The 20,170-nt window shown below is 37.8% G+C and carries 26 protein-coding genes and 1 other RNA gene; 25 read left to right on the top strand and 2 right to left on the bottom strand.

Going from position 1 to position 20,170, the window contains the following annotated elements:
• Window positions 1-104 precede the first annotated feature (104 nt).
• Window positions 105-1,388 (bottom strand): glycoside hydrolase family 18 protein, encoded by a 1,284-nt coding sequence (locus BN1243_RS14160; protein ID WP_062107850.1) that lies wholly within the window; start codon window positions 1,386-1,388, stop codon window positions 105-107.
• Window positions 1,389-1,500: 112 nt separating this feature from the next.
• Between BN1243_RS14160 and tadA the strand changes: the two genes are divergently transcribed.
• The 24 genes from tadA to BN1243_RS14045 all read left to right on the top strand — a co-directional run bounded on the left by tadA (window position 1,501) and on the right by BN1243_RS14045 (window position 18,010).
• A complete protein-coding gene (tadA, locus tag BN1243_RS14155) occupies window positions 1,501-1,977 on the top strand; it encodes a tRNA adenosine(34) deaminase TadA (RefSeq protein ID WP_062107848.1) in 477 nt (158 codons plus the stop codon).
• Between the two features lie 54 nt (window positions 1,978-2,031).
• A complete protein-coding gene (locus tag BN1243_RS14150) occupies window positions 2,032-2,319 on the top strand; it encodes a nucleotidyltransferase family protein (protein WP_062110639.1) in 288 nt (95 codons plus the stop codon).
• A 178-nt stretch (window positions 2,320-2,497) separates the two neighbouring features.
• Window positions 2,498-2,764: signal recognition particle sRNA large type (gene ffs / locus BN1243_RS14145), an RNA gene on the top strand.
• A 167-nt stretch (window positions 2,765-2,931) separates the two neighbouring features.
• The gene (locus tag BN1243_RS22140) at window positions 2,932-3,069 is read left to right on the top strand and encodes a hypothetical protein (RefSeq protein ID WP_154669861.1); all 138 of its coding nucleotides are present in this window, start codon (window positions 2,932-2,934) and stop codon (window positions 3,067-3,069) included.
• The gene (locus tag BN1243_RS14140) at window positions 3,038-3,670 is read left to right on the top strand and encodes a transposase (protein WP_084781930.1); all 633 of its coding nucleotides are present in this window, start codon (window positions 3,038-3,040) and stop codon (window positions 3,668-3,670) included. The genes BN1243_RS22140 and BN1243_RS14140 overlap by 32 nt, the downstream gene beginning before the upstream one ends.
• A 593-nt stretch (window positions 3,671-4,263) precedes the next feature.
• A complete protein-coding gene (locus tag BN1243_RS22135; RefSeq protein ID WP_154669860.1) occupies window positions 4,264-4,512 on the top strand; it encodes a hypothetical protein in 249 nt (82 codons plus the stop codon).
• A gap of 68 nt (window positions 4,513-4,580) precedes the next feature.
• The gene (locus BN1243_RS14130; RefSeq protein ID WP_062107842.1) at window positions 4,581-4,973 is read left to right on the top strand and encodes a hypothetical protein; all 393 of its coding nucleotides are present in this window, start codon (window positions 4,581-4,583) and stop codon (window positions 4,971-4,973) included.
• A 195-nt stretch (window positions 4,974-5,168) separates the two neighbouring features.
• Window positions 5,169-6,857: a DUF2207 domain-containing protein gene (locus BN1243_RS14125; protein WP_062107840.1), complete on the top strand. Its 1,689-nt coding sequence runs from the start codon at window positions 5,169-5,171 to the stop codon at window positions 6,855-6,857.
• Window positions 6,858-6,965: 108 nt separating this feature from the next.
• Entirely contained in the window at window positions 6,966-8,648 is a 1,683-nt protein-coding gene (gene dnaX, locus BN1243_RS14120; RefSeq protein WP_062107838.1) for a DNA polymerase III subunit gamma/tau, read from the top strand.
• 21 nt (window positions 8,649-8,669) lie between these two features.
• Window positions 8,670-8,990 carry a YbaB/EbfC family nucleoid-associated protein gene (locus tag BN1243_RS14115; RefSeq protein ID WP_195892112.1) on the top strand — a complete coding sequence of 107 codons (321 nt, stop codon included), beginning with the start codon at window positions 8,670-8,672 and terminating at the stop codon, window positions 8,988-8,990.
• 13 nt (window positions 8,991-9,003) lie between these two features.
• Window positions 9,004-9,600 carry a recombination mediator RecR gene (gene recR / locus BN1243_RS14110; RefSeq protein WP_062107836.1) on the top strand — a complete coding sequence of 199 codons (597 nt, stop codon included), beginning with the start codon at window positions 9,004-9,006 and terminating at the stop codon, window positions 9,598-9,600.
• A 73-nt stretch (window positions 9,601-9,673) separates the two neighbouring features.
• Window positions 9,674-9,883: a YaaL family protein gene (locus BN1243_RS14105; protein ID WP_062107834.1), complete on the top strand. Its 210-nt coding sequence runs from the start codon at window positions 9,674-9,676 to the stop codon at window positions 9,881-9,883.
• A 75-nt stretch (window positions 9,884-9,958) separates the two neighbouring features.
• Entirely contained in the window at window positions 9,959-10,222 is a 264-nt protein-coding gene (locus tag BN1243_RS14100) for a pro-sigmaK processing inhibitor BofA family protein (protein ID WP_062107827.1), read from the top strand.
• Window positions 10,223-10,500: 278 nt separating this feature from the next.
• Complete coding sequence (locus tag BN1243_RS14095; protein WP_062107826.1) at window positions 10,501-10,674, top strand: sigma factor G inhibitor Gin; 174 nt, start codon at window positions 10,501-10,503, stop codon at window positions 10,672-10,674.
• Between the two features lie 77 nt (window positions 10,675-10,751).
• Window positions 10,752-12,167: an aminotransferase class I/II-fold pyridoxal phosphate-dependent enzyme gene (locus tag BN1243_RS14090; protein WP_062107824.1), complete on the top strand. Its 1,416-nt coding sequence runs from the start codon at window positions 10,752-10,754 to the stop codon at window positions 12,165-12,167.
• A 78-nt stretch (window positions 12,168-12,245) separates the two neighbouring features.
• Window positions 12,246-12,875 (top strand): dTMP kinase, encoded by a 630-nt coding sequence (gene tmk / locus BN1243_RS14085; RefSeq protein WP_062107822.1) that lies wholly within the window; start codon window positions 12,246-12,248, stop codon window positions 12,873-12,875.
• A 105-nt stretch (window positions 12,876-12,980) separates the two neighbouring features.
• A complete protein-coding gene (locus BN1243_RS14080; RefSeq protein ID WP_062107820.1) occupies window positions 12,981-13,310 on the top strand; it encodes a cyclic-di-AMP receptor in 330 nt (109 codons plus the stop codon).
• Window positions 13,311-13,351: 41 nt separating this feature from the next.
• Window positions 13,352-14,353, top strand: a complete 1,002-nt coding sequence (gene holB / locus BN1243_RS14075) for a DNA polymerase III subunit delta' (protein ID WP_062107818.1) — start codon at window positions 13,352-13,354, stop codon at window positions 14,351-14,353.
• Entirely contained in the window at window positions 14,346-15,170 is an 825-nt protein-coding gene (locus tag BN1243_RS14070) for a PSP1 domain-containing protein (protein WP_062107815.1), read from the top strand. The genes holB and BN1243_RS14070 overlap by 8 nt, the downstream gene beginning before the upstream one ends.
• Before the next feature lie 14 nt (window positions 15,171-15,184).
• Complete coding sequence (yabA, locus tag BN1243_RS14065) at window positions 15,185-15,547, top strand: DNA replication initiation control protein YabA (protein WP_062107813.1); 363 nt, start codon at window positions 15,185-15,187, stop codon at window positions 15,545-15,547.
• Window positions 15,548-15,623: 76 nt separating this feature from the next.
• The gene (locus BN1243_RS14060; protein ID WP_062107811.1) at window positions 15,624-16,370 is read left to right on the top strand and encodes a tRNA1(Val) (adenine(37)-N6)-methyltransferase; all 747 of its coding nucleotides are present in this window, start codon (window positions 15,624-15,626) and stop codon (window positions 16,368-16,370) included.
• On the top strand, window positions 16,354-16,647 hold the full coding sequence (locus tag BN1243_RS14055) for a GIY-YIG nuclease family protein (protein WP_062107809.1): 294 nt from the start codon (window positions 16,354-16,356) through the stop codon (window positions 16,645-16,647). Before BN1243_RS14060 ends, BN1243_RS14055 begins: the two co-directional genes overlap by 17 nt.
• Window positions 16,616-17,497, top strand: a complete 882-nt coding sequence (gene rsmI, locus BN1243_RS14050) for a 16S rRNA (cytidine(1402)-2'-O)-methyltransferase (protein ID WP_062107807.1) — start codon at window positions 16,616-16,618, stop codon at window positions 17,495-17,497. Before BN1243_RS14055 ends, rsmI begins: the two co-directional genes overlap by 32 nt.
• A gap of 57 nt (window positions 17,498-17,554) precedes the next feature.
• A complete protein-coding gene (locus tag BN1243_RS14045; RefSeq protein WP_062107805.1) occupies window positions 17,555-18,010 on the top strand; it encodes an S-ribosylhomocysteine lyase in 456 nt (151 codons plus the stop codon).
• A gap of 167 nt (window positions 18,011-18,177) precedes the next feature.
• On the opposite strand, the gene BN1243_RS14040 is transcribed toward BN1243_RS14045, so the two are convergent.
• Window positions 18,178-18,456, bottom strand: a complete 279-nt coding sequence (locus tag BN1243_RS14040; protein ID WP_062107803.1) for an AbrB/MazE/SpoVT family DNA-binding domain-containing protein — start codon at window positions 18,454-18,456, stop codon at window positions 18,178-18,180.
• 421 nt (window positions 18,457-18,877) lie between these two features.
• Between BN1243_RS14040 and BN1243_RS14035 the strand changes: the two genes are divergently transcribed.
• Complete coding sequence (locus BN1243_RS14035) at window positions 18,878-19,438, top strand: Uma2 family endonuclease (protein WP_062107801.1); 561 nt, start codon at window positions 18,878-18,880, stop codon at window positions 19,436-19,438.
• The last annotated feature ends 732 nt before the right edge of the window (window positions 19,439-20,170 follow it).

Here is a 20,170-nt window from a genome sequence, read left to right as displayed (position 1 = left end):
TGAAGACAGAATCAGCGTAATTGATCTTAATCAATCTTCATCAACCCCGAACATAAATATTAACTCAAACGGTCGCCATGTGACATAATGGCGACCATTTTTTACTATTTTTTCACTACATTGAAGTTATCTGTAATGAGCAACCAATTTTGTGGGAAGGATAGTCCTAATTTCCAGTAGGATACGCCGCGAAGGTTAAGTTCTTTAACAAGGTCGAATTTTGCTTGTATTGACCTAGCATCTTCAAACCAGACCTCATGATTTCTTCCATCATTCGCCGTATAGGTAAAGAATGGTGCTTGTGCTTGTTCATCATATTGAATCGCAACATTTTCTCGAGCGGCAATTTGAATGGCTTGCTGGGGACTGACTGCCCTTGCAGTTGTTCCTTGCACGAATGGAAGTGTCCAGTCATAGCCGTATAAATTTTGGCCCATCATAATTTTGTTAGATGGGATAACAGACAGAGCGTATTCTAATACATTCCGAACAGGACCGATCGGTGATACTGCCATTGCAGGACCGCCACTATATCCCCACTCATAGGTCATGATCACAACGAAATCGACAATTTCGCCGTGAGCTCGGTAATCATGCGCCTCATACCATTCTCCCTGTTGCTCGGAACTAGTTTTGGGTGCTAATGCTGTAGAAATTAACATTCCTTCATTGTGTAATCGAGTGCTTGCTGTTCTTAAAAATTGATTATAGGCCTCACGATCTCGAGGAAATAATCGTTCAAAGTCAAAATGAATATCCCTAAAACCGATCCGTTTAGCTTCACTAATAATATTGTTTAAAAAGGTATTTTGAATTTGTTGATTCGTTAGCAAAGTATGAGCAAGTTCAGAATTAAATTGCCCCTCTGCCTGATTCGCAATGACCATCATTAAAGTATTATTATTAGCTCTAGCAATAGCAGGGAATTGGTTAAGGGGAGGAGCTGCTAATGCCCCATCATTTTTCGCTAAATAAGCAAATGGAGCGAGATAGGTTAAATAAGGTGCTGCTTCCCTTGCGCTATTTTCAAGCACCTCTGATACAGTGTTTCCAATAGGTTCAACATAGGCATTAAACTCCCGATTTGATTTTTGCCTTTGAGGAATATAAAGGCGAAGCCCCACATGAAGCGGTTGATTAATAGGGATTGCGTTTATACGTGCTAATTCCTGAAAGGGGATTCCAAATTTTTGTCCAATCGACCAGAGACTATCTCCACTTTGCACCCAATAGAAGCTTCCATAAATAGGAATTACAAGTGCCTGACCTACGACTAATTGATCTGGATTAGGAAGTTGATTAGCTTCTGTTATAATATTGGGAGAAACACTATATCTTGAAGCAATGGATGTCAGTGTTTGATTACGTTCAACAACATGAATTTGCATGAAATTACTCCTTTCAAGCATGAAATGGCTGTCATCATTTTATGATTGAAAGGAGTGGAATAGACTTTATTCACAAAGATTATCCGACTTTTTATAAATGGAGAAATGTTTTATGGAAGAAAAATGGATGAAAATCGCAATAGAAGAAGCGAAAAAGGCTAGGGAAATTAATGAAGTTCCAATTGGAGCGATTATTGTCTTAGATGGTAAAATCATTGCCCGAGCTCATAATCTGCGAGAAACTGAGCAAAATGCAGTTGCTCATGCTGAACTTTTAGCGATCGAAAAAGCATGTCGCGAACTTGGCACATGGCGCCTTGAGAATGCGGAATTATATGTCACATTGGAACCTTGTCCGATGTGCTCTGGAGCGATCCTATTGTCACGAATAAAAAAAGTAACTTTTGGTGCCTCTGATCCAAAAGCGGGGTGTGCTGGAACATTGATGAATTTACTTCAAGACGATAGGTTTAATCATCAATGTGAAGTAATAGATGGGGTTTTGAAAGACGAATGTGGTCAGTTGCTAAGTGACTTCTTTCGAGGAATCCGGGAAAAGAAAAAGGCTAAAAAAATGGAGAATCATTAAGGAATATCATGATATACTGAATTGAAAGATATTGATGAATGTGAGGTATGGGTTATGTTATACGATGTTATCCAAGAAAAGAGTAGCCTCATTTTAAAAATTGCAAGTGAACACGGTATCCAAAATGTACGGGTTTTTGGTTCAGTAGCCAGACAAGAGGATGGACCTACAAGTGATCTTGATTTACTGGTTGATTTTGAGGAGGGGAGAAGTTTATTTGATTTGATTCGTTTTAAGGACCAAGTTGAAGATTTGCTTCGTATTAGGGTAGATATCGTAACAGAAAAGTCCCTTCATTGGAGTATGAAGGAAGATGTATTAAATGGAGCAATTCAATTATGAAAAATGATAAACTCTATTTAATGCATATTATGGAGTGCATAGCTAGTATAGAGTCATACATCCCAGATAGAAAAGTGGATTTTTTTAGTTCGAAATTAATACAAGATGCGGTCATAGAAAATAGAATGTTATTTGTTGCCATTGATTTATAATGTTAAAAACGGTATACTAAAAACAGTCGCACTAGACGGGGAAATAGCGGAGCCCTGTAACCCGCAATCCGCTCTAGCGGGGTTGAATCCCTTCCCGAGGCTGCCTGTACTGTAGGGCCTGCCTCAAGTAAGTGGTGTAGACACCCGGGTCCCGCGCAATGAGAATCCATGAACCATGTCAGGTCCGGAAGGAAGCAGCATTAAGTGGACGCTCTCATGTGCCGCGGGGTAGCCTGGGTCGAGCTAACTGCTTGAGTAACGCCTATGGTATACAGTCAGAGGAAGGTGTGCGACCTTCCATTTCGATCAATAACCCATTCACATTATGTGAGTGGGTTTTATTTTTGCCTTTTTTGCTTTAGTTTTCATTTCAACACCAGCTAAAGGAGAAAGACAATTTGGTTATTGTCGATAACTCAGAAATCATTAAACCCTTTTCATAGGGATGGAGGCGCTGGGAATGGTTCGAGATGGTTCCACTAATAAATTCGAAAAAGGTTATTGGACAACGAATATGATCGCAGTCGGAAAGAATATGAAACACCCGATTCCCGTCTTTCGCACTTATACCATCGTCCCAACAGGGATTTATCAGTGAAAATGAAAAAACGTATAAAGGTCTAAGGCAAGTCCGTGGTCTACTTCGTGAAAAAAAGGCGACATTTGTGATGGATCGCGGCTATGACAATGTACAAACGATTAAAGAAATTTTCCAACAAGGCGATGATTTCATCATTCGATTAGAGAAAAATCGTCATCTTCTATATCAAAATAAAAAGCTATCTGTTCGGGATTTAGCACTAAGACGAAAGGGGAAAATCAACTTTCGTTCCGAAATCAAAGGGAAAGCATACAATTTAAAAATCTCCCATATTGCGGTTGAAGTTTCCTCTCTTAAGGGGAAAAAGCTGATGATGGTTGTTGTCTACGGGTGCGGGAAAGACCCAATGGTGCTTTTAACGAATAAACAAGTGAAAAGGAAAACCGAGGTTCTTTCGATAAATTGCACGCTGGGAATAGAGGAAATGTTTCGGTGTCCAAAAACAGGAGCTTTGCTTAGAAGACATACGGGTTCGTTCATTAAAGAAATTGAATCTACTATTCTCTCTTGTATCAATGATCATTGCCTTTATGGCACTGAAGATCGAAAAGAAAAACGACTTTTTTCATGTGGTGATTGGCCGAGCGCGTGGTATTAAATCAGAGGATAAAATTCGTATGTATTTGTATCGCTTTTCGGCTGGGATGAAAGCTATTTTAGAAAAAGATGCCCAGGGAATTCAACATTTTAAGTGGACTGAAAAACGGGCTACCTTCATCCAATATGCTCTATAGATTTTAATGCATAAATTGAATACAGAAAGTTTTGGAGGACTAGGGGTTACCGATTTTGAAACGCGTTGATTGGAGTGGCGGCTGGCGACTCCAGCGGGATTAAGCGTGCAGCTTGAGACCCTTCAGGAGCGAAGCGACGAAGCGGCTCAAGACACTCCCCGCGGAAAGCGTTCAGCCAGAGCGGAAATCAACACCCCCGCTATGCCTTCCCAACTTTTCAAAAATGTACAAATCAGTACATTTCTTTGTCATACCCAAAATAAGCATTAATGGTATCGGCCAGCCGGGCTCTGAAGTATGGAAAAAGCTTAACTAAAATTGGAAAAACGATAAACTAAAATTCAGAATAGTATTTACTTTCACTAATATTTAGTATATTATTAAAAGTAAATAGTTCTGGTTTACTCCCCAAAAAGGTTATACGGCAATTTTTGATAGGACGTATTGTATTAGTGTTATGAACAGCAAATATAGTAATTTTAAAGGTGACTTTTTTGAGGGGGAAAATACTAATGGCAACCTCGATAAGTACCATTTGGAAGTTATAACTACTATTAGTGGAGCTGGGAAAAAGGCGCAAGTATCTAGTTCAGCCACTATAAGAATAGGGGCAATGTATTATTTTGGAAATATCCCAGCCCAAGATGTTATTTTAACTGATACATTAACGATACCAACATTCACTGCTTCTATTGTTGCTGAATAACTTGAAAGAAGGGTTTCTGAGTAAATTAATCTTGGAACCCTTTTTATTTAATTTAAAGGGGTATTTTTATGAGGAGAACTGTATTTATAATTCTATGTATTACTTTTTTATTTAGTTGTTCTAAATCCAAGGATGATTTGATAAAAGATATGACATCAAAAAAAGAGGATCTCTATAATATTTATATCTTTTATGGTAATTTAAAACCAGAAGATCAAGAAAAATTATTAACAGACATCTTAGAGATTACAAATTCTGATAAGGGATTGAAAAATTTGCCTATAGAAAATATTCAAATGATTAGTTTAGAGGATGAAAACAAGCAAGATTATAGAAAGAAACTTAACCTGACGGAACAAACTATTTTAATATTGGATTCGGAGAGAATTATTTTAACTGCAAAAGATCCACAAGAGGTTCAAAATTATGTAGATAATATTGATTTAATCGATATCTTATAAGCAACAAATCAATGGAGTGCTTTTCTTTGTACCCACATGAAAACCATTAATAGGAAATTTCTAGTATTCACATGATTAAAGAGAGTTCTGTTAAGAAAGGCAGTATTACTGCCTTTCTTAACAGAACTTTTTTACGGGCTTATTGAAACTTTATTATAATGAATCCCGTAAAGGTAATACAGGGGGGATAGATTGATGAAAAAGTTAGTATTATTCATGACTATACTATTTACCTTAATACTGCCACTCAACGCCTTGGCCGTAGACTATTCTATTTCTAGTGTTAAAATCGATGCCTTTTTACAATCAAATGGAGATGTTCATGTAAAAGAGGTTCATTCATATGACTTTGATAGTGAATTTAATGGGATTACCCGGGAAATATTCCCGAAAAAGGGTGCTGAAATTTCGAGTTTTTTGGCGAAAGAAGACGGAAAAACACTAAAGGTGGAAAAGGAAGGCCATTTATATAAGATTCATCGAAAAGGGAAAAAGGAAAATATTGAGGTTGAACTACAATACGTCATTAAAAACAGTATGGAGAAGCATGTTGATATGACCGAGTTCTACTGGCCATTTTTCGATAATCGCAATGAATCTGAATATGGAAATTTAATAATCACTATTCATCCCCCAAAAGTGACCGCTAATGTGATTGCATTTGGCTACGATACTGCGTTTAATAGACAGTCAATTGAGGATAATGGCGTCGTACATTATAACTTTGGGTTCGTTCCTTCTGAAGAAAATGGGGACATTCGAGTTGCATATGACTCGACTCTCTTTCCTGGAATGAGCGTTTCGAACAATAAAAATATAAGAGATCAACTTTTGCTGGAAAAGGCAGATATAGAAGAACAAGCAAAAAGGTTTGCAGAAAATAAAGAGAAGTTCTCTTCCTTCATGGGAACGACTCTTCCAATTGTTTTGTTAATCTTCCTGATCTTGTTTGCCTTAGAGGCTATCTTAGCAAAAAGAAAACGTGTATTAATTGAGCAGGAGTTGTCTGGGAACTATAGTATTGTTCCAACTCAAAGAATAAGCATGCCTGCGACGATTCTTCATACAAAGAGTTTATCATCCCCAAGCGTGTCGGCCGCTTTACTTGACCTTGTGCGAAAAGGTAATGTGGAACAACTCTCTGAGGATGAATTTATACGAAGTAATCAAAATGTGGAACATAAACATGAAAAAATTCTTATGAACTGGTTATTCGATGAGGTTGGAACAGATGGCTATTTTCAATCTCAACATTTAGATGAGTACATGGATAATAAGAAAAACTTGGAGAAATATCATCCAAAAATAAATCAATGGAAACGTGCAGTGAAGGATGAACTGAATCTTTTTCGAGTAAAGGAAACTAAGCCATTTATAAGAGGGATTTTTGGTCTTTTTAGTCTCCTCTCTTTAGTTGCCTTCATTTTTTCTATTAACTACGGGATCTTGTCTATGACGTTCTTCACTCTCATTCTCATGGTTATTAGCATTTTATTTGCTTGTTTTTATAAGCCGTTATCTTTTGAAGGACTTTTAATTAAAGAAGAATGGAAGCAATTTTCAATGAAACTTAATGATTTTTCAAGTTCTGATTGGCAAAAAGTAACGGAAGATGCACGGATGAGGGCTGTAATTTATCAGATGGGTATAAATGATTCAAATAGCGCATCTCAGAACAAAGAACCGTGGCATCAAGAATTGAGTAGAGTAGATGACTCAATGTTATCCTATTATTTATTTACAGGCCCAATTCTTACTTCTGGATTTCAGCGAGCTGATCAAAGATATGAACAATCGATATCATCTGATAGCCCAAATTCCTTTGGCGGCGGTTCCGGTGGTGGAGGTGTCGGAGGCGGCGGCGGAGGATCGGGAGCCTTCTAAGGCTTTTCCAACATTTCATATAATCACTTTGTAAATCATATACAGAATAAGGTATAATAAGTAAGGATAGAAAATGTACGAAAATATTAAACAAAGGAGGGGAGCAGGATGTATCAGGCGCTATATCGGGTATGGAGGCCACAAACATTTGCGGATGTAGTAGGGCAGGAACATGTCACAAAAACATTGCAAAATGCTCTCCTTCTGCAAAAGACAAGCCATGCTTATTTATTCTCGGGTCCACGTGGAACAGGGAAGACGAGTGCAGCGAAAATTTTAGCGAAGGCCGTGAACTGTCAAATGATGCCGGTAGCGGAGCCGTGTAATGAATGTCCCGCCTGTTTAGGTATCTCTGATGGATCGATCCCAGATGTGATTGAAATTGACGCTGCCTCGAATAACGGAGTAGAAGAAATTCGTGATATTCGCGATAAGGTAAAATATGCGCCAAATGCCGTACCTTTCAAAGTTTATATTATAGACGAGGTCCACATGCTTTCAATTGGCGCTTTCAATGCATTGTTAAAAACATTGGAGGAACCACCCAAACATGTTATTTTTATTTTAGCGACGACGGAACCACATAAAATACCTTTAACTATTATCTCACGATGCCAACGCTTTGATTTCAAAAGAATCACGGCCGCGAGCATTGTCAATCGTATGAAGTTTATAGCTGATGAATCCAATCTTCGTTATGAAGAAAAGGCGCTTCATATTATTGCTCAGGCTGCAAGCGGTGGAATGCGAGATGCTTTAAGTCTATTGGACCAAGCTGTTTCTTTCAGTACGGATTTAGTAACGGTAGAAGATGCTTTAACTGTGACTGGGTCTGTGTCGCAAAATTATTTGAATAAACTTGTTAGGGCTATTGATGAAAAAAACATTGCGGATGCCTTGGCTGTATTAGAAAAAGTAGTTTTTGAAGGAAAAGATCCAGCTCGATTAATCGAGGATTTGATTTTTTATTTTCGTGATCTATTGCTCTATAAGACAGCACCAAACTTAGAAGAGTCGTTAGAGCGGGCGCTACTAGATGATGATTTCGTAGAACTTGCAAAGTCTATTCAACCTGAAAGCATATATGACTATATGGATATTTTAAATAAGACTCAGCAAGATATGAAATTTTCCAACCATGCGCGAATATATTTAGAAGTATGCCTTGTGAAATTATGTGAGGTTAAAACTCAACAAACTGTTTCCGACTTGGCGGGGGCCCAAGATTTACTTTCAAAAATAGCTAATCTTGAAAAGGAAATCGAACATTTAAAGACAAATCGACCACAAGTGGAAGAAACTCCAAAATCCGAGCCAGCAAGAAGAACTGCTCGAGCAACGAAAGGGTTTCAAGCTAATACTAGGGCGATCCGCGAAGTGTTAAAAGAGGCAACCCGTGAAGATTTGAATGCTGTTAAAAGCAGATGGGGAAATTTATTAGAGATGTTAAACAGCAGACAGATGCGCTCTCAATCAGCACTGTTAATTGATGCTGAGCCAGCAGCTGCCTCTTCAACAACTTTCATATTAAAATTCAAATATGAAATTCATTGTAAAATGGCTATGGAAAATCAAAAGTTTATTGATATTATTTCTAGCTTATTAGAAGAAATTATGAGGAAACGACTTCGTTTTATCGGAGTTCCGGAAGATCAATGGTTGCACATTCGTGAAGAGTTTCTTCAATCCCAAAATGAAGAGGATGGAGAATCGGATGAAAAGCAAGAAGACCCACTAATAGCTGAGGCAAGGAAATTAGTTGGTCCAGATTTATTAGAAATAAAAAATTAATGATATTTGGAGGTCATCGAAATGATGCGAGGAATGGGAAACATGCAAGGTATGATGAAGCAAATGCAAAAGATGCAAAAGAAAATGGAAAAGGCTCAGGAAGAGCTTGGTGAAAAGCGTATCGAAGGAACTGCTGGCGGTGGGATGGTGACAGTTGTTGTTTCCGGACATAAGGAAGTTCTTGAAGTAAATATTAAGGAGGAAGTTGTCGATCCAGAAGATATCGAAATGCTTCAAGATCTTGTTTTAACTGCTGTGAATGAGGCAATGAAACAAGCAGATGACTTAACAAACCAGACGATGGGACAATTCACAAAGGGAATGAACCTTCCTGGTTTCTAGGAGGTTATAATAGATGTACTACCCAGAACCAATATCCAAGCTGATTGACAGCTTTATGAAACTGCCGGGAATTGGGCCAAAAACAGCAGCCCGCCTGGCATTTTTCGTTCTTGATATGCAGGAAGATACTGTTCTTGAATTTGCAAAGGCATTGGTAAATGCAAAACGGAATTTAGGGTTTTGTTCTGTTTGCGGCCATATTACTGATCAAGACCCATGCTATATTTGCAGCGACCAAAGACGTGATAAAGCTGTCATCTGTGTCGTTCAAGAATCAAAAGATGTAATTGCGATGGAGAAAATGAAAGAATATAATGGTCTTTACCATGTTCTACACGGTTCAATATCTCCTATGGAGGGTATAGGACCAGAGGATATTAATATTCCCGATTTATTAAAAAGACTTCAAGATGAAGGGGTTCAAGAAGTGATTTTGGCAACGAATCCGAATATTGAGGGAGAAGCAACAGCGATGTATATTTCTCGTCTTCTTAAACCATCAGGAATTAAGGTTACAAGAATTGCTCATGGTCTTCCTGTCGGAGGAGATCTTGAATATGCTGATGAGGTCACTTTATCGAAGGCATTGGAAGGTCGACGGGAACTTTGATCATTTTTTAGAAACTTTATGAATAAAATAAGATGATTCTGTTTGAAAAGGTAGCATTTTGAGGTGGCGTAATATGTTCGAAAAAAAGAAACTCCGTAAAGAATATAATGAAAAGTTAATTACTTTAATGGAGAATACACAAAATGATTGGCTTTATTTATCTGAATTGGAGCAAATGAGCTATGAAGAAAGCGAGGATCTTCATATTTTAGCGTTGTTGGCAAAATCAAAGTATTTTTTTCTGTTTAAAGAAGCGAAGATACGGAAGATCTCAAGAAAATGACATAGAAGTAGAAGTTCTTTTCGGACAATCCCTACATATAATGGGTAGTAGAGGATTGTCTTGGGAGGGAAGAACTTGGAGTCATACGTAATCATAGCCGTCCTTGCTGGAGTTGTGATTCTTTTATTAATGGCAGGCGTGTCCAAAAAAGCATTCCGCTTTATTGGCCAAGCATTCATGAAGTTAATGATTGGTGCTCTTTTTCTATTTTTCTTAAACGCCATTGGCAACCAGTTTGGTATTTATGTTCCGATTAATTTCGTCACCTCGACCATATCTGGATTTTTGGGTATTCCCGGTGTTGCTGCCTTGGCTGCTCTGCAATATTGGATCTTTTGATAAATCCGTTCAGTTGAGCGGATTTTTTGCTTTTCTAATTCTTACATTAACATACAATGTCAAAAAATGCGGATAGCGGTTAAAACCAAAAGATAGCAAGTAACGATCGATTTTGAGTGCTCATCCACCATCTCAGCCGATTATTCCACCTTTATTTCTGAATGTACAGACACAGTCAATGTCCTTATCGCATAATAATAATTGTAATTGGATCAATGTTATAAATTGTGTATACAAATAAGGGGAATTGGGGAAACTAATGCTACGGAGGTGGACGAATGGAAAAGTGCATTGTTTGCGAACAACCTCAGAAGCATGGCATTCATTTATATACATCGTTTATTTGCACAGATTGTGAAAAAGCGATGGTGACGACAAGTACGAAAGATCCCGCTTATCAATTTTATATTAAACAATTAAAAGTCATTAAAGAAAATAAGATTTACTCTTAAATCAGGCGCGTTCTATGGTGCCTGGTTTTTATTTTGTTAGTACAATAGATATAACATAAAAAAAGTGAGGAATCGTTGTGAATCAAAATAGAATGCCGCTTTTTGAAAAAGTCCTCCAACATCAGCAAGGAAAGCCGATTTCCTTTCATGTACCAGGACATAAGAATGGCTCTTTATATGAGGAGAGCCTTCACCCAATTGGTGAATGGGATTTAACTGAAATAACTGGTTTAGATGATTTACATAGTCCTGAAGAAGTGATTTTAGAAGCGCAACAATTGCTTGCTGATTTATATAGAACGAGGAAAAGTTATTTTCTAGTGAATGGGACAACTGTTGGGAACTTAGCGATGATTTTGGCCTCCTGTCATGAAGGGGATTATGTATTAGTGCAACGTAATTGTCACAAGTCGATTTTAAATGGACTTATGCTCGCAAAAGTGAGACCTATTTTTCTTAATCCAGTAATCGATGAGCATTTATTCATTCCTGCAGGTGTGGATCTCCAAGCTGTCATTCATGCATTCAATCAATATCCGATGATCAAAGCTTGTATTTTTACTTACCCTGACTATTATGGTCAAACGTACGAGTTAAAAAAAATAATCCAATTAGCTCATGAGCGAAATATACCTGTTTTAATTGACGAAGCCCATGGTGCTCACTTTCAGCTTGGTGAACCGTTCCCAGAATCCGCTCTTTCGCTTGGAGCTGATATGGTTGTGCAATCTGCTCATAAAACATTACCTGCCCTAACAATGGGTTCTTATTTACATATAAATAGCGATCGGATCAATATGGAGAAAGTTGAGTTTTACCTCAATATCTTACAATCTAGCAGTCCATCTTATCCGATAATGGTTTCCCTTGACTATGCTCGTCATTACTTAGCTCAACTTTCAAACGAGGATATAACATACACCATTCAAGAACGTGATAAATTTTTAAAGGAGATGGGAGAGATTCCCGGCATAGCAGTAAAGGAAAGTAACGATCCTTTAAAATTAATCATTCATCATGATCATTTATCAGGTTTTGAATTGCAAGCGTTTTTTGAAAAGGTAAATATATTCCCTGAATTGGCAGATCCATTTCACGTTTTGCTCGTTTTACCTTTATTGAAAGCGGATATGACTTTTCCCTTCCGTGAAGCAGTCCAAAGAATGAATGGACTTTCTTGGAAAACTAGGCAAGCACGGAACCGAATCAATGAAAATATACTATTGCAAGATGATCCTTTCACAACAGAATTATCGCTTACTTATCAAGAAATGGCGGATTGGAGCAAAAAATGGATTGGTTTTGATCAAGCAATAGGGAAAGTAGCAGCAAATATGCTTATTCCTTATCCACCAGGTATTCCTCTGTTTTTACCAGGTGAAAAGATCACAGAGAATCATATTATTCAGTTAAAGAGACTGTTAGCAAGTGGGGCTCGCTTTCAAGGGGATACAGAAAAGCTAGAGGATGAGAAAATAGCAGTATTCTCATAACGGTGATAGAAACTCTGTTAAACATTGATATACAATGTTATACTGAAACCACAACAAGCAAGGTTTCGGAGGTACAAAATGCAGGGTTTATTTATAACGGTAGAAGGTCCAGAAGGCGCAGGAAAAACAACCATCATTAATCGCTTAACAAACGATCTAGAAAAGCAAGGTTACCCTGTTGTTTTGACAAGGGAGCCAGGGGGTATACAAATTTCAGAAGAGATTCGAAAAGTTATATTAGACCCTAAAAATACAGTGATGGATGCACGGACCGAAGCATTATTATACGCAGCAGCAAGAAGACAACATTTAGTGGAAAAAGTTGTTCCAGCTTTGAACGAGGGAAAAATTGTCCTCTGCGACCGTTTTATTGATAGTTCGCTTGCTTATCAAGGCTATGCTAGAGGACTAGGGATCGATGAAGTGCAATCGATCAATCAATTTGCTATCCAAGACGTAATGCCAGATAAAACGTTCTATTTTGATATTGATCCTGAACTTGGATTAACTAGAATTAAAAAGCATAGCGGTCGGGAAATAAACCGCCTAGATTTGGAAAAATTGGATTTCCATTATAAAGTAAGGGAAGGATATAAATATCTGATTAATCGATTCCCTGAAAGGATTATAGAAATAGATGCTTCTCAAGCGCTTGATGTTGTTTATGATCAGGTAATGGAAAAAGTGAAGATGTTCATTAAGGGATAGGTATTTTCAAATTATTCTTGAAACACAGCTGTAACTAATGGTTAATAGCTGATATAATAAAGACAAGTATTGACGATATCATAATAATTGAAGGGGTGCATACCGATGAAATTAATTTTGGCTGTTGTACAAGACCAGGATAGTAATCGTTTGATGAGTTCGCTAGTTGAGAATAATTTTCGAGCTACGAAGCTTGCAACAACAGGCGGTTTCTTAAAATCGGGTAACACGACATTTATGATTGGAACGGAAGATGTCAGAGTCAATAAGGCACTTCAAATTATTAGAGATAATTGTAAATCCCGGGATCAGCTTATGGCACCAGTTTCTCCAATGGGAGGAAATGCTGACTCTTATATTCCTTATCCGGTTGAAGTATCAGTCGGTGGAGCAACAGTATTTGTATTACCGATTGAGCAATTCCAACAATTTTAATAGATGGTTAACTTTTAGTAAACAAGCGAGTGATCAGCACAATGAATTGGCAAGACTTTGAGCAAGAACAACCATATGCTGCAAAAATATTAAAAAGTGGGATCGAAAAAAGCCGTGTTGCCCACGCTTATTTATTTGAGGGAGATCGCGGTACAGGCAAGCGGGCAGCAAGCATGCTGGTCGCTCAAAGCCTATTTTGTGAAAATTCCATAGATGAAGTAGAGCCGTGTGGCCACTGTATTAATTGTAAAAGAATTGAAAACGGTAACCACCCTGATATTCACCTTGTTGAACCAGATGGTCTATCGATTAAAATAGAGCAAATTCGTTCTTTAAGAAAAGAGTTTAGTAAATCAGGTTTAGAGTCGAATAAAAAATTATATATCATTGTTGATGCAGAAAAGATGACGATATCTGCGGCTAATAGCCTGTTAAAATTTTTAGAAGAGCCTAACATGGAAACAACGGCAATTCTTTTGACAGAGCAACCGCAACGTATGCTGCCAACAATTTTATCTCGTTGCCAAGCCATTTCCTTTAAATCACTACCAACCAATATTATGACGAAGAAATTGATTGAGGCTGGAGTTCATTCTGTCAAAGCTCCCCTTCTTGCTACTATAACGAATCAATTGCAGGAAGCTTTAGAATTGAATGATGATGATTGGTTTGCACAAGCGCGAAAAATAGTGTTAAAATTATATGAAGTCCTGAAACAAAATCCGCTATATGTAATGACCGCGCTTCATGAAGAGTGGAACGGCCATTTTAAAGAGAAGCAACAACTTGAAATAGGACTAGATCTATTATTATTTATTTATAAAGATATACTCTATATACAATTAGGAAAAGAGACAGAACTAATCTATCCCGACCAACACGAGAAATTTAAAGTGGATGCACTGCAAATTTCCTCAGGAAGACTGTCCAAACAAATGACTGCAATATTGGAAGCCAAACGGAAATTAAATGTAAATATCAATCCTCAGCTGTTAATGGAACAGCTTGTGCTAAAATTGCAGGGGGGACACATCTTTGTATAATGTTATAGGTGTCCGGTTTAAAAAGGCCGGTAAAATATATTATTTTGACCCGGGGGAATTTCCAGTCAAAAAGAATGACTACGTGATTGTTGAAACAACTCGGGGGGTTGAGTACGGAAAAGCCGTTACCGATCAAAAAAAGGTAGAAGAACATGATGTTGTTTTACCATTGAAGAAAGTGATTAGATTAGCTGACCAAACAGATCAGACAAGTGTAGAGGAAAATAAACAAGCGGCTAAAGAGGCTCATCAAGTTTGTAATGAGAAAATTATTGAGCATAGTCTTGATATGAAGCTTGTTGATGTTGAATATACTTTTGATCGTAATAAGGTTATTTTTTATTTTACTGCTGACGGACGAATTGATTTTCGTGATCTAGTTAAAGATTTGGCAGCGATTTTTAGGACAAGAATAGAGCTTAGACAAATTGGTGTTAGAGATGAAGCGAAAATGTTAGGCGGAATTGGACCGTGTGGCCGAATGTTATGCTGCTCAACATTTTTAGGGGACTTTGAACCAGTTTCCATTAAAATGGCAAAAGACCAAAATCTATCTTTAAACCCTACTAAAATTTCCGGGCTTTGTGGAAGGCTTATGTGTTGTCTTAAATATGAAAATGATGAATATGAGGCCGCAAAGGCTGAATTACCTGATATTGGAGAGTTGATCAAGACGCCTGATGGCACTGGGAAAGTAGTTGGATTAAATATGCTTGAGCGTTTAATTCAAGTTGACTTATCAGGTCAAGAGCGGACGTTGGAATATTCTTTAGAAGAAATTATGAATCGTTCAACATCTATCCCGGCCACAGAATAATTGGGGTGTGATCTATGGATAAAAAGGAGTTATTTGACTCAGTTAGCAGCATGGAGATGCAAATTGGGGAACTATATCAGCAACTTGGTGAGCTTAAGCAATATTTGGCTGAACTCATTGAGGAAAATCATGCTCTGAAAATAGAGAATGATCATTTGCGCAAGCATATGGATACAGAAACCCCAGAGTCTTCGGTATCCAAGAATCACTCGAAAGGTACGGGGAGTGTTTACGATAAAATATCCGAAATTAGCGAAGGATATGATAATCTAGCGAGGTTATATCAAGAAGGCTTCCATATTTGTAATATTCACTTTGGTAGTCCACGCGGGGATGAAGATTGCTTGTTTTGTCTATCTTTTTTAAATAAAAAATAACAGGCCAGAGACTGACCAAGCCTTCCTCAACTAATATGGGGAGGGCTCTTTTAATCTTAAAAGAAGGAATGAAGATATGATTCAACTTAAATCTGATGAGCGACTCGATTATTTACTTGCAGAGAACTTACGGATTATTCAAAGTCCCTCTGTTTTCTCTTTTTCCCTTGATGCTGTATTACTTGCTCGATTTGCCTATTTACCTATCCAAAAGGGAAAAGTAGTTGATTTATGTAGCGGGAATGGAGTCATACCACTGCTTTTAAGTAATCGTACGAAAGCAGACTTAATTGGAGTGGAGATTCAAGAACGCTTATATGATATGGCAATAAGAAGTGTTGAATACAATGGGCTACAAAAACAAATTGAGATGATTCATGGTGACCTAAAGGACATGCCACCCGTTCTTGGGTTGAACCAATATGATGTTGTGACATGCAACCCGCCTTATTTTCCATCCAAATCTCCTGATATAATGAATCCGAATGAACATCTTGCTATAGCACGCCATGAAATTTATTGCACACTTGAAGATGTCATTCGAGTAAGCAGTCAATTACTCAAGCAAGGTGGAAAAGCTGCTTTTGTTCATCGGCCAGAACGGTTAATGGATATTCTTTCTCTAATGAGAGAATTTCGCCTCGAACCGAAAAGATTGCGATTTGTTTATCCGAAGTTAGGGAAAGAGGCCAATACGATTTTAATAGAAGGAATTAAAAGTGGAAACTCAGGATTGAAAGTTTTGCCACCATTATTTGTCTATAATGAGGAGAACGAATATACGCCAGAAGTGAGAGAATTATTATATGGAAAAAGCGAGTAACCACTTTTTCTATGTTTTGGAATGTAATGATGGTTCTTATTACGGTGGCTACACAGTTGATCTTGAGCGGAGATTAGAACAACATAATAATGGAGTCGGAGCAAAATATACAAGAGCAAGGTCACCTGTAAAAATGATTTATGCCGAGGAATTCGATAATAAAAGTGAAGCTATGCGAGCGGAATATGCATTTAAAAGGTTATCTAGGTTGAAGAAAGAACAATTTTTAAAGGACGGTGAAGGGAATGCAGTCTCAAAAGAGTTTTTCCGAAATTAAGGATAAGGGAAGTTTATATTTAATCCCAACACCGATTGGAAATTTAGAAGATATGACGTTTCGAGCTGTGCGTATTTTAAAAGAGGTAGACAGGATTGCGGCGGAAGATACGCGGAATACGAAAAAGCTATTAACTCATTTTGAGATTCACACTCCTTTAGTTAGTTATCATGAACATAATAAGGAGTCGAGCGGGAAAGAGTTGGTTGAGAAGCTTATAGCAGGTGAGAATATTGCTTTAGTAAGTGATGCTGGAACACCGTGTATCTCCGATCCAGGTTATGAATTAGTTGGTGCTGCTATTGAAGCTGGAATTACCGTTGTTCCTTTGCCAGGAGCAAACGCCGCCATTACAGCTTTAATTGCTTCTGGAATCGAAGCTCAGCCGTTTTTATTTTATGGATTTTTATCACGAGGAAAGAAAGAGAAAAAGTCAGAATTGGATTATTTGCAAAAGCAAAATGCGACGATCATTTTTTATGAAGCACCTCACCGTTTGAAAGAAACATTAAAAGCGATACGAGAGATTTTTGGAAATAGAAGAATCGTATTATCACGAGAATTAACGAAAAAGTTTGAGGAGTTTTTACGAGGAACGCTTGATGAAGCGATACAATGGGCCGAAAATATAGAGATAAGAGGAGAATTCTGCCTTGTCGTCGAAGGAAGTAGCGAGCCCCTTCAAGATGAAGAAGAGCAATGGTGGAGTACATTGGATCTTAAAGATCATGTACAATACTATATAGATCGTAAAGGTCTATCTTCTAAAGAGGCGATTAAACAGACGGCCATCGACCGGAGTATATCGAAACGCGATGTATACCAAGCTTATCATATTGATGGGGAATAAGAAGGGCGGAAGCGTATAGCGCTTAAGCTGGATAAAAATTAGGGGAGGAAAGAAACGATGAAAATGAACGTAGAAAGCTTTAATTTAGATCATACAAAGGTGAAAGCACCTTATATTCGTCTTGCCGGCGTGAAAGAAGGGAAAAACGGTGATGAAATTCGTAAGTACGATATCCGTTTTTGTCAGCCTAATAAAGAGCATATGGAAATGCCCGCTTTGCATTCTTTGGAACATATGATGGCGGAGTTCAGCCGAAACTACTCAGAGCAAATTGTCGATATTAGTCCAATGGGGTGCCAAACAGGATTTTATTTATCTTTGGTGAACCATGATGATTATGAAGATGTGTTAAACCTCGTAGAAAAAACGTTAAAGGATGTACTTACTGCTACTGAAGTTCCTGCTTGTAATGAAGTGCAATGTGGGTGGGCAGCTAGCCATAGTCTTGAAGGTGCAAAGGAAATTGCGAAAAAAATGTTGGCACAACGAGATGAATGGACGGAAGTTTTTTAAGTATGCTGTTAATTTTTTCCCTAACCGATATAGGCCATCCTCAGATTGCTTCGGCTAGCTTGGTGGAAAAGGGAAATTTGCATTTGATCGGGGAGATAAAATAAGAGGATGGCGAAATTTTCGCTATCCTCTTATTTTATTATTGAACGGTCTCAATTGGAAAAGACCTATTTAGCAAAGGCCTTCTGAATTTCTTTCATTAATAATTCAGCACCCTCTGGACTCAAAACCAATTTTCCACCTGCGAAAGCTACGTTTTCCGTTGAAACTTTCCCTGTTAATTCACACGCCATGCTCGGTTTGTATTTTTTTAAAATGATTCGATCATGATCTACATAAATTTCAACAGAATCCTTAACCTCAATATCTAAATTGCGGCGAAGTTCAATCGGGATCACTACACGGCCAAGTTCATCAACTTTTCTCACAATACCTGTAGACTTCATGCTTCTTCCCCCTAAAGGCAATCTCTGGAAATAGGACTTTATAACTACAAACAATATGTTACTTTTATCATACCAACTCAACTAAAGCCCGTCAATCGCTTGCGTGAAATAAAGAAAGATGCTTTTTGGGAAGTATATTTAAGTCACTCAGCTATTTATTTTTTATCGTGAATAATTTTGTGTTAATTTCGATCTTAATGTTTTATGTGAAGTAATGGCGAATGCCGTTGACTGTTTTATGAGAGAAAGGAAGTCAGATTTAGAGATAGGGCTCCCCATATTCATATTTTGTAATTTTTTTAAAAGAGGGGAACGAATTGTTAACATTCACTGTGTACACATACATTTAATCATGTTTTGTTCTTATTAAGGAAATCAAATATAATATAGGTATGAAATATGTTAAAGGTGGTGTTTCCATTTGAGCTTGCCAAAAGGTCGACATGTAACGTATGAAGAATTTGAAGAAATGCGAAAGGAATCTGAGCAGCTAATGGAATATATAGATGGAATTGTCTATATGGCTCCTTCACCGAACACCGAGCACCAGCGAATATCCATGAAACTATCCGCGATGTTGTTTAACTTACTTCAAGATAAAGATTGTGAAGTGCTTGCTGCTCCATATGATATCGAACTCGTTGACAAGGAATCCGATGAAAGAAAAGTTGTAATTCCTGATTTATCCGTGATTTGTGATAAACGCTTTTTCACAGATCAAAAGTATGTCGGTATTCCAGATTTAATTATTGAAATTATTAGCCCCTCTAATCAATCACATGATTTAATCTTTAAAACAAATCTTTATCAGAAATATGGTGTTAAAGAATATTGGATCATCAATCCTATATTAGACAACATTATGGTTTACTCATTAGGAGAAGACAAACAATATCGATTAATTGAAAATGAAAAAAGAGGGGTAGTTAAATCCAGAATAATCGATGACTTTGAGGTGGATGTAGAACTACTATTTAAATAAACATCCTCATTATTATTTAATAGATTCTCGGCATTCACCGAATCAGACGGTACAAGGTTTTCTTGTACCAATTTTTTATTTCTCCTCCTACATTTAATAGGGGGATATTTCACTTTTTATTAATAATACTCTTCTACATTGAACGGGATCATAATCTACAAATGGCGCATCTGCTATGCACCGTTGATTTCCGTTGCAGGCGGACGCGTTCCGGGGGGCGTGCGGAGAGCCTCCTCAGTCGCTTCGCGCCTTGCGGGGTCTCACCTGTCACGCTAATCCCCCAGGAGTCGCCACCTTCCACTCCAATCAACTGATATATTCTTTTGCGCGTGGAAAGCCATCTGATAATTCCCCGTTCTAAACGAGACACTGTAAAAGATTATTGTAGCCTAATGGTTTATTAAATAAAAGGAAGGGATTTTCTGTTCAAAATCGAACAGAAAGTCCCTTCTTTGTCTATTTCTTACTGTTACTCGTTCAGGAGATACAATATTCACTTGAGATTTACAGCGAATATGGTTGTGGCTCCTGAATCTCCATGCCAAGGAACCTAATATGTGGTTTATCAAGTCCCGTTCGAGAGAACAGAGGATGCCCACGGACTTTGAGAGGCTTTATCATGAATCGTGCCCGCAATGAGTTGATCTTCTGTGAAACGGTAACGATTGACACTGAATCGTGCCCGCAATGAGTTGATCTTCTGTGAAACGGTAACGATTGACACTGAATCGT

The organism is Bacillus niameyensis, from assembly GCF_001375535.1.
GTDB classification, from domain to species: Bacteria; Bacillota; Bacilli; order Bacillales; family Bacillaceae_C; genus Lederbergia; species Lederbergia niameyensis.
Note: the sequence above shows the minus strand (reverse complement) of the source record. Positions and strands in the feature narration are given on the sequence as shown.

Coding starts and splice junctions, on each gene's coding strand:
- dnaX (WP_062107838.1), top strand. CDS start 6,966: ATGTATCAGGCGCTATATCGGGTATGGAGGCCACAAACATTTGCGGAT.
- BN1243_RS14105 (WP_062107834.1), top strand. CDS start 9,674: ATGTTCGAAAAAAAGAAACTCCGTAAAGAATATAATGAAAAGTTAATT.
- BN1243_RS14040 (WP_062107803.1), bottom strand. CDS start 18,456: ATGAAGTCTACAGGTATTGTGAGAAAAGTTGATGAACTTGGCCGTGTA.
- tadA (WP_062107848.1), top strand. CDS start 1,501: ATGGAAGAAAAATGGATGAAAATCGCAATAGAAGAAGCGAAAAAGGCT.
- holB (WP_062107818.1), top strand. CDS start 13,352: ATGAATTGGCAAGACTTTGAGCAAGAACAACCATATGCTGCAAAAATA.
- BN1243_RS14150 (WP_062110639.1), top strand. CDS start 2,032: ATGTTATACGATGTTATCCAAGAAAAGAGTAGCCTCATTTTAAAAATT.
- BN1243_RS14125 (WP_062107840.1), top strand. CDS start 5,169: ATGAAAAAGTTAGTATTATTCATGACTATACTATTTACCTTAATACTG.
- BN1243_RS14115 (WP_195892112.1), top strand. CDS start 8,670: ATGATGCGAGGAATGGGAAACATGCAAGGTATGATGAAGCAAATGCAA.
- recR (WP_062107836.1), top strand. CDS start 9,004: ATGTACTACCCAGAACCAATATCCAAGCTGATTGACAGCTTTATGAAA.
- BN1243_RS14130 (WP_062107842.1), top strand. CDS start 4,581: ATGAGGAGAACTGTATTTATAATTCTATGTATTACTTTTTTATTTAGT.
- rsmI (WP_062107807.1), top strand. CDS start 16,616: ATGCAGTCTCAAAAGAGTTTTTCCGAAATTAAGGATAAGGGAAGTTTA.
- tmk (WP_062107822.1), top strand. CDS start 12,246: ATGCAGGGTTTATTTATAACGGTAGAAGGTCCAGAAGGCGCAGGAAAA.
- BN1243_RS14160 (WP_062107850.1), bottom strand. CDS start 1,388: ATGCAAATTCATGTTGTTGAACGTAATCAAACACTGACATCCATTGCT.
- BN1243_RS22140 (WP_154669861.1), top strand. CDS start 2,932: ATGGTTCGAGATGGTTCCACTAATAAATTCGAAAAAGGTTATTGGACA.
- BN1243_RS14045 (WP_062107805.1), top strand. CDS start 17,555: ATGAAAATGAACGTAGAAAGCTTTAATTTAGATCATACAAAGGTGAAA.
- BN1243_RS14080 (WP_062107820.1), top strand. CDS start 12,981: ATGAAATTAATTTTGGCTGTTGTACAAGACCAGGATAGTAATCGTTTG.
- BN1243_RS14095 (WP_062107826.1), top strand. CDS start 10,501: ATGGAAAAGTGCATTGTTTGCGAACAACCTCAGAAGCATGGCATTCAT.
- BN1243_RS14060 (WP_062107811.1), top strand. CDS start 15,624: ATGATTCAACTTAAATCTGATGAGCGACTCGATTATTTACTTGCAGAG.
- yabA (WP_062107813.1), top strand. CDS start 15,185: ATGGATAAAAAGGAGTTATTTGACTCAGTTAGCAGCATGGAGATGCAA.
- BN1243_RS22135 (WP_154669860.1), top strand. CDS start 4,264: ATGAACAGCAAATATAGTAATTTTAAAGGTGACTTTTTTGAGGGGGAA.
- BN1243_RS14055 (WP_062107809.1), top strand. CDS start 16,354: ATGGAAAAAGCGAGTAACCACTTTTTCTATGTTTTGGAATGTAATGAT.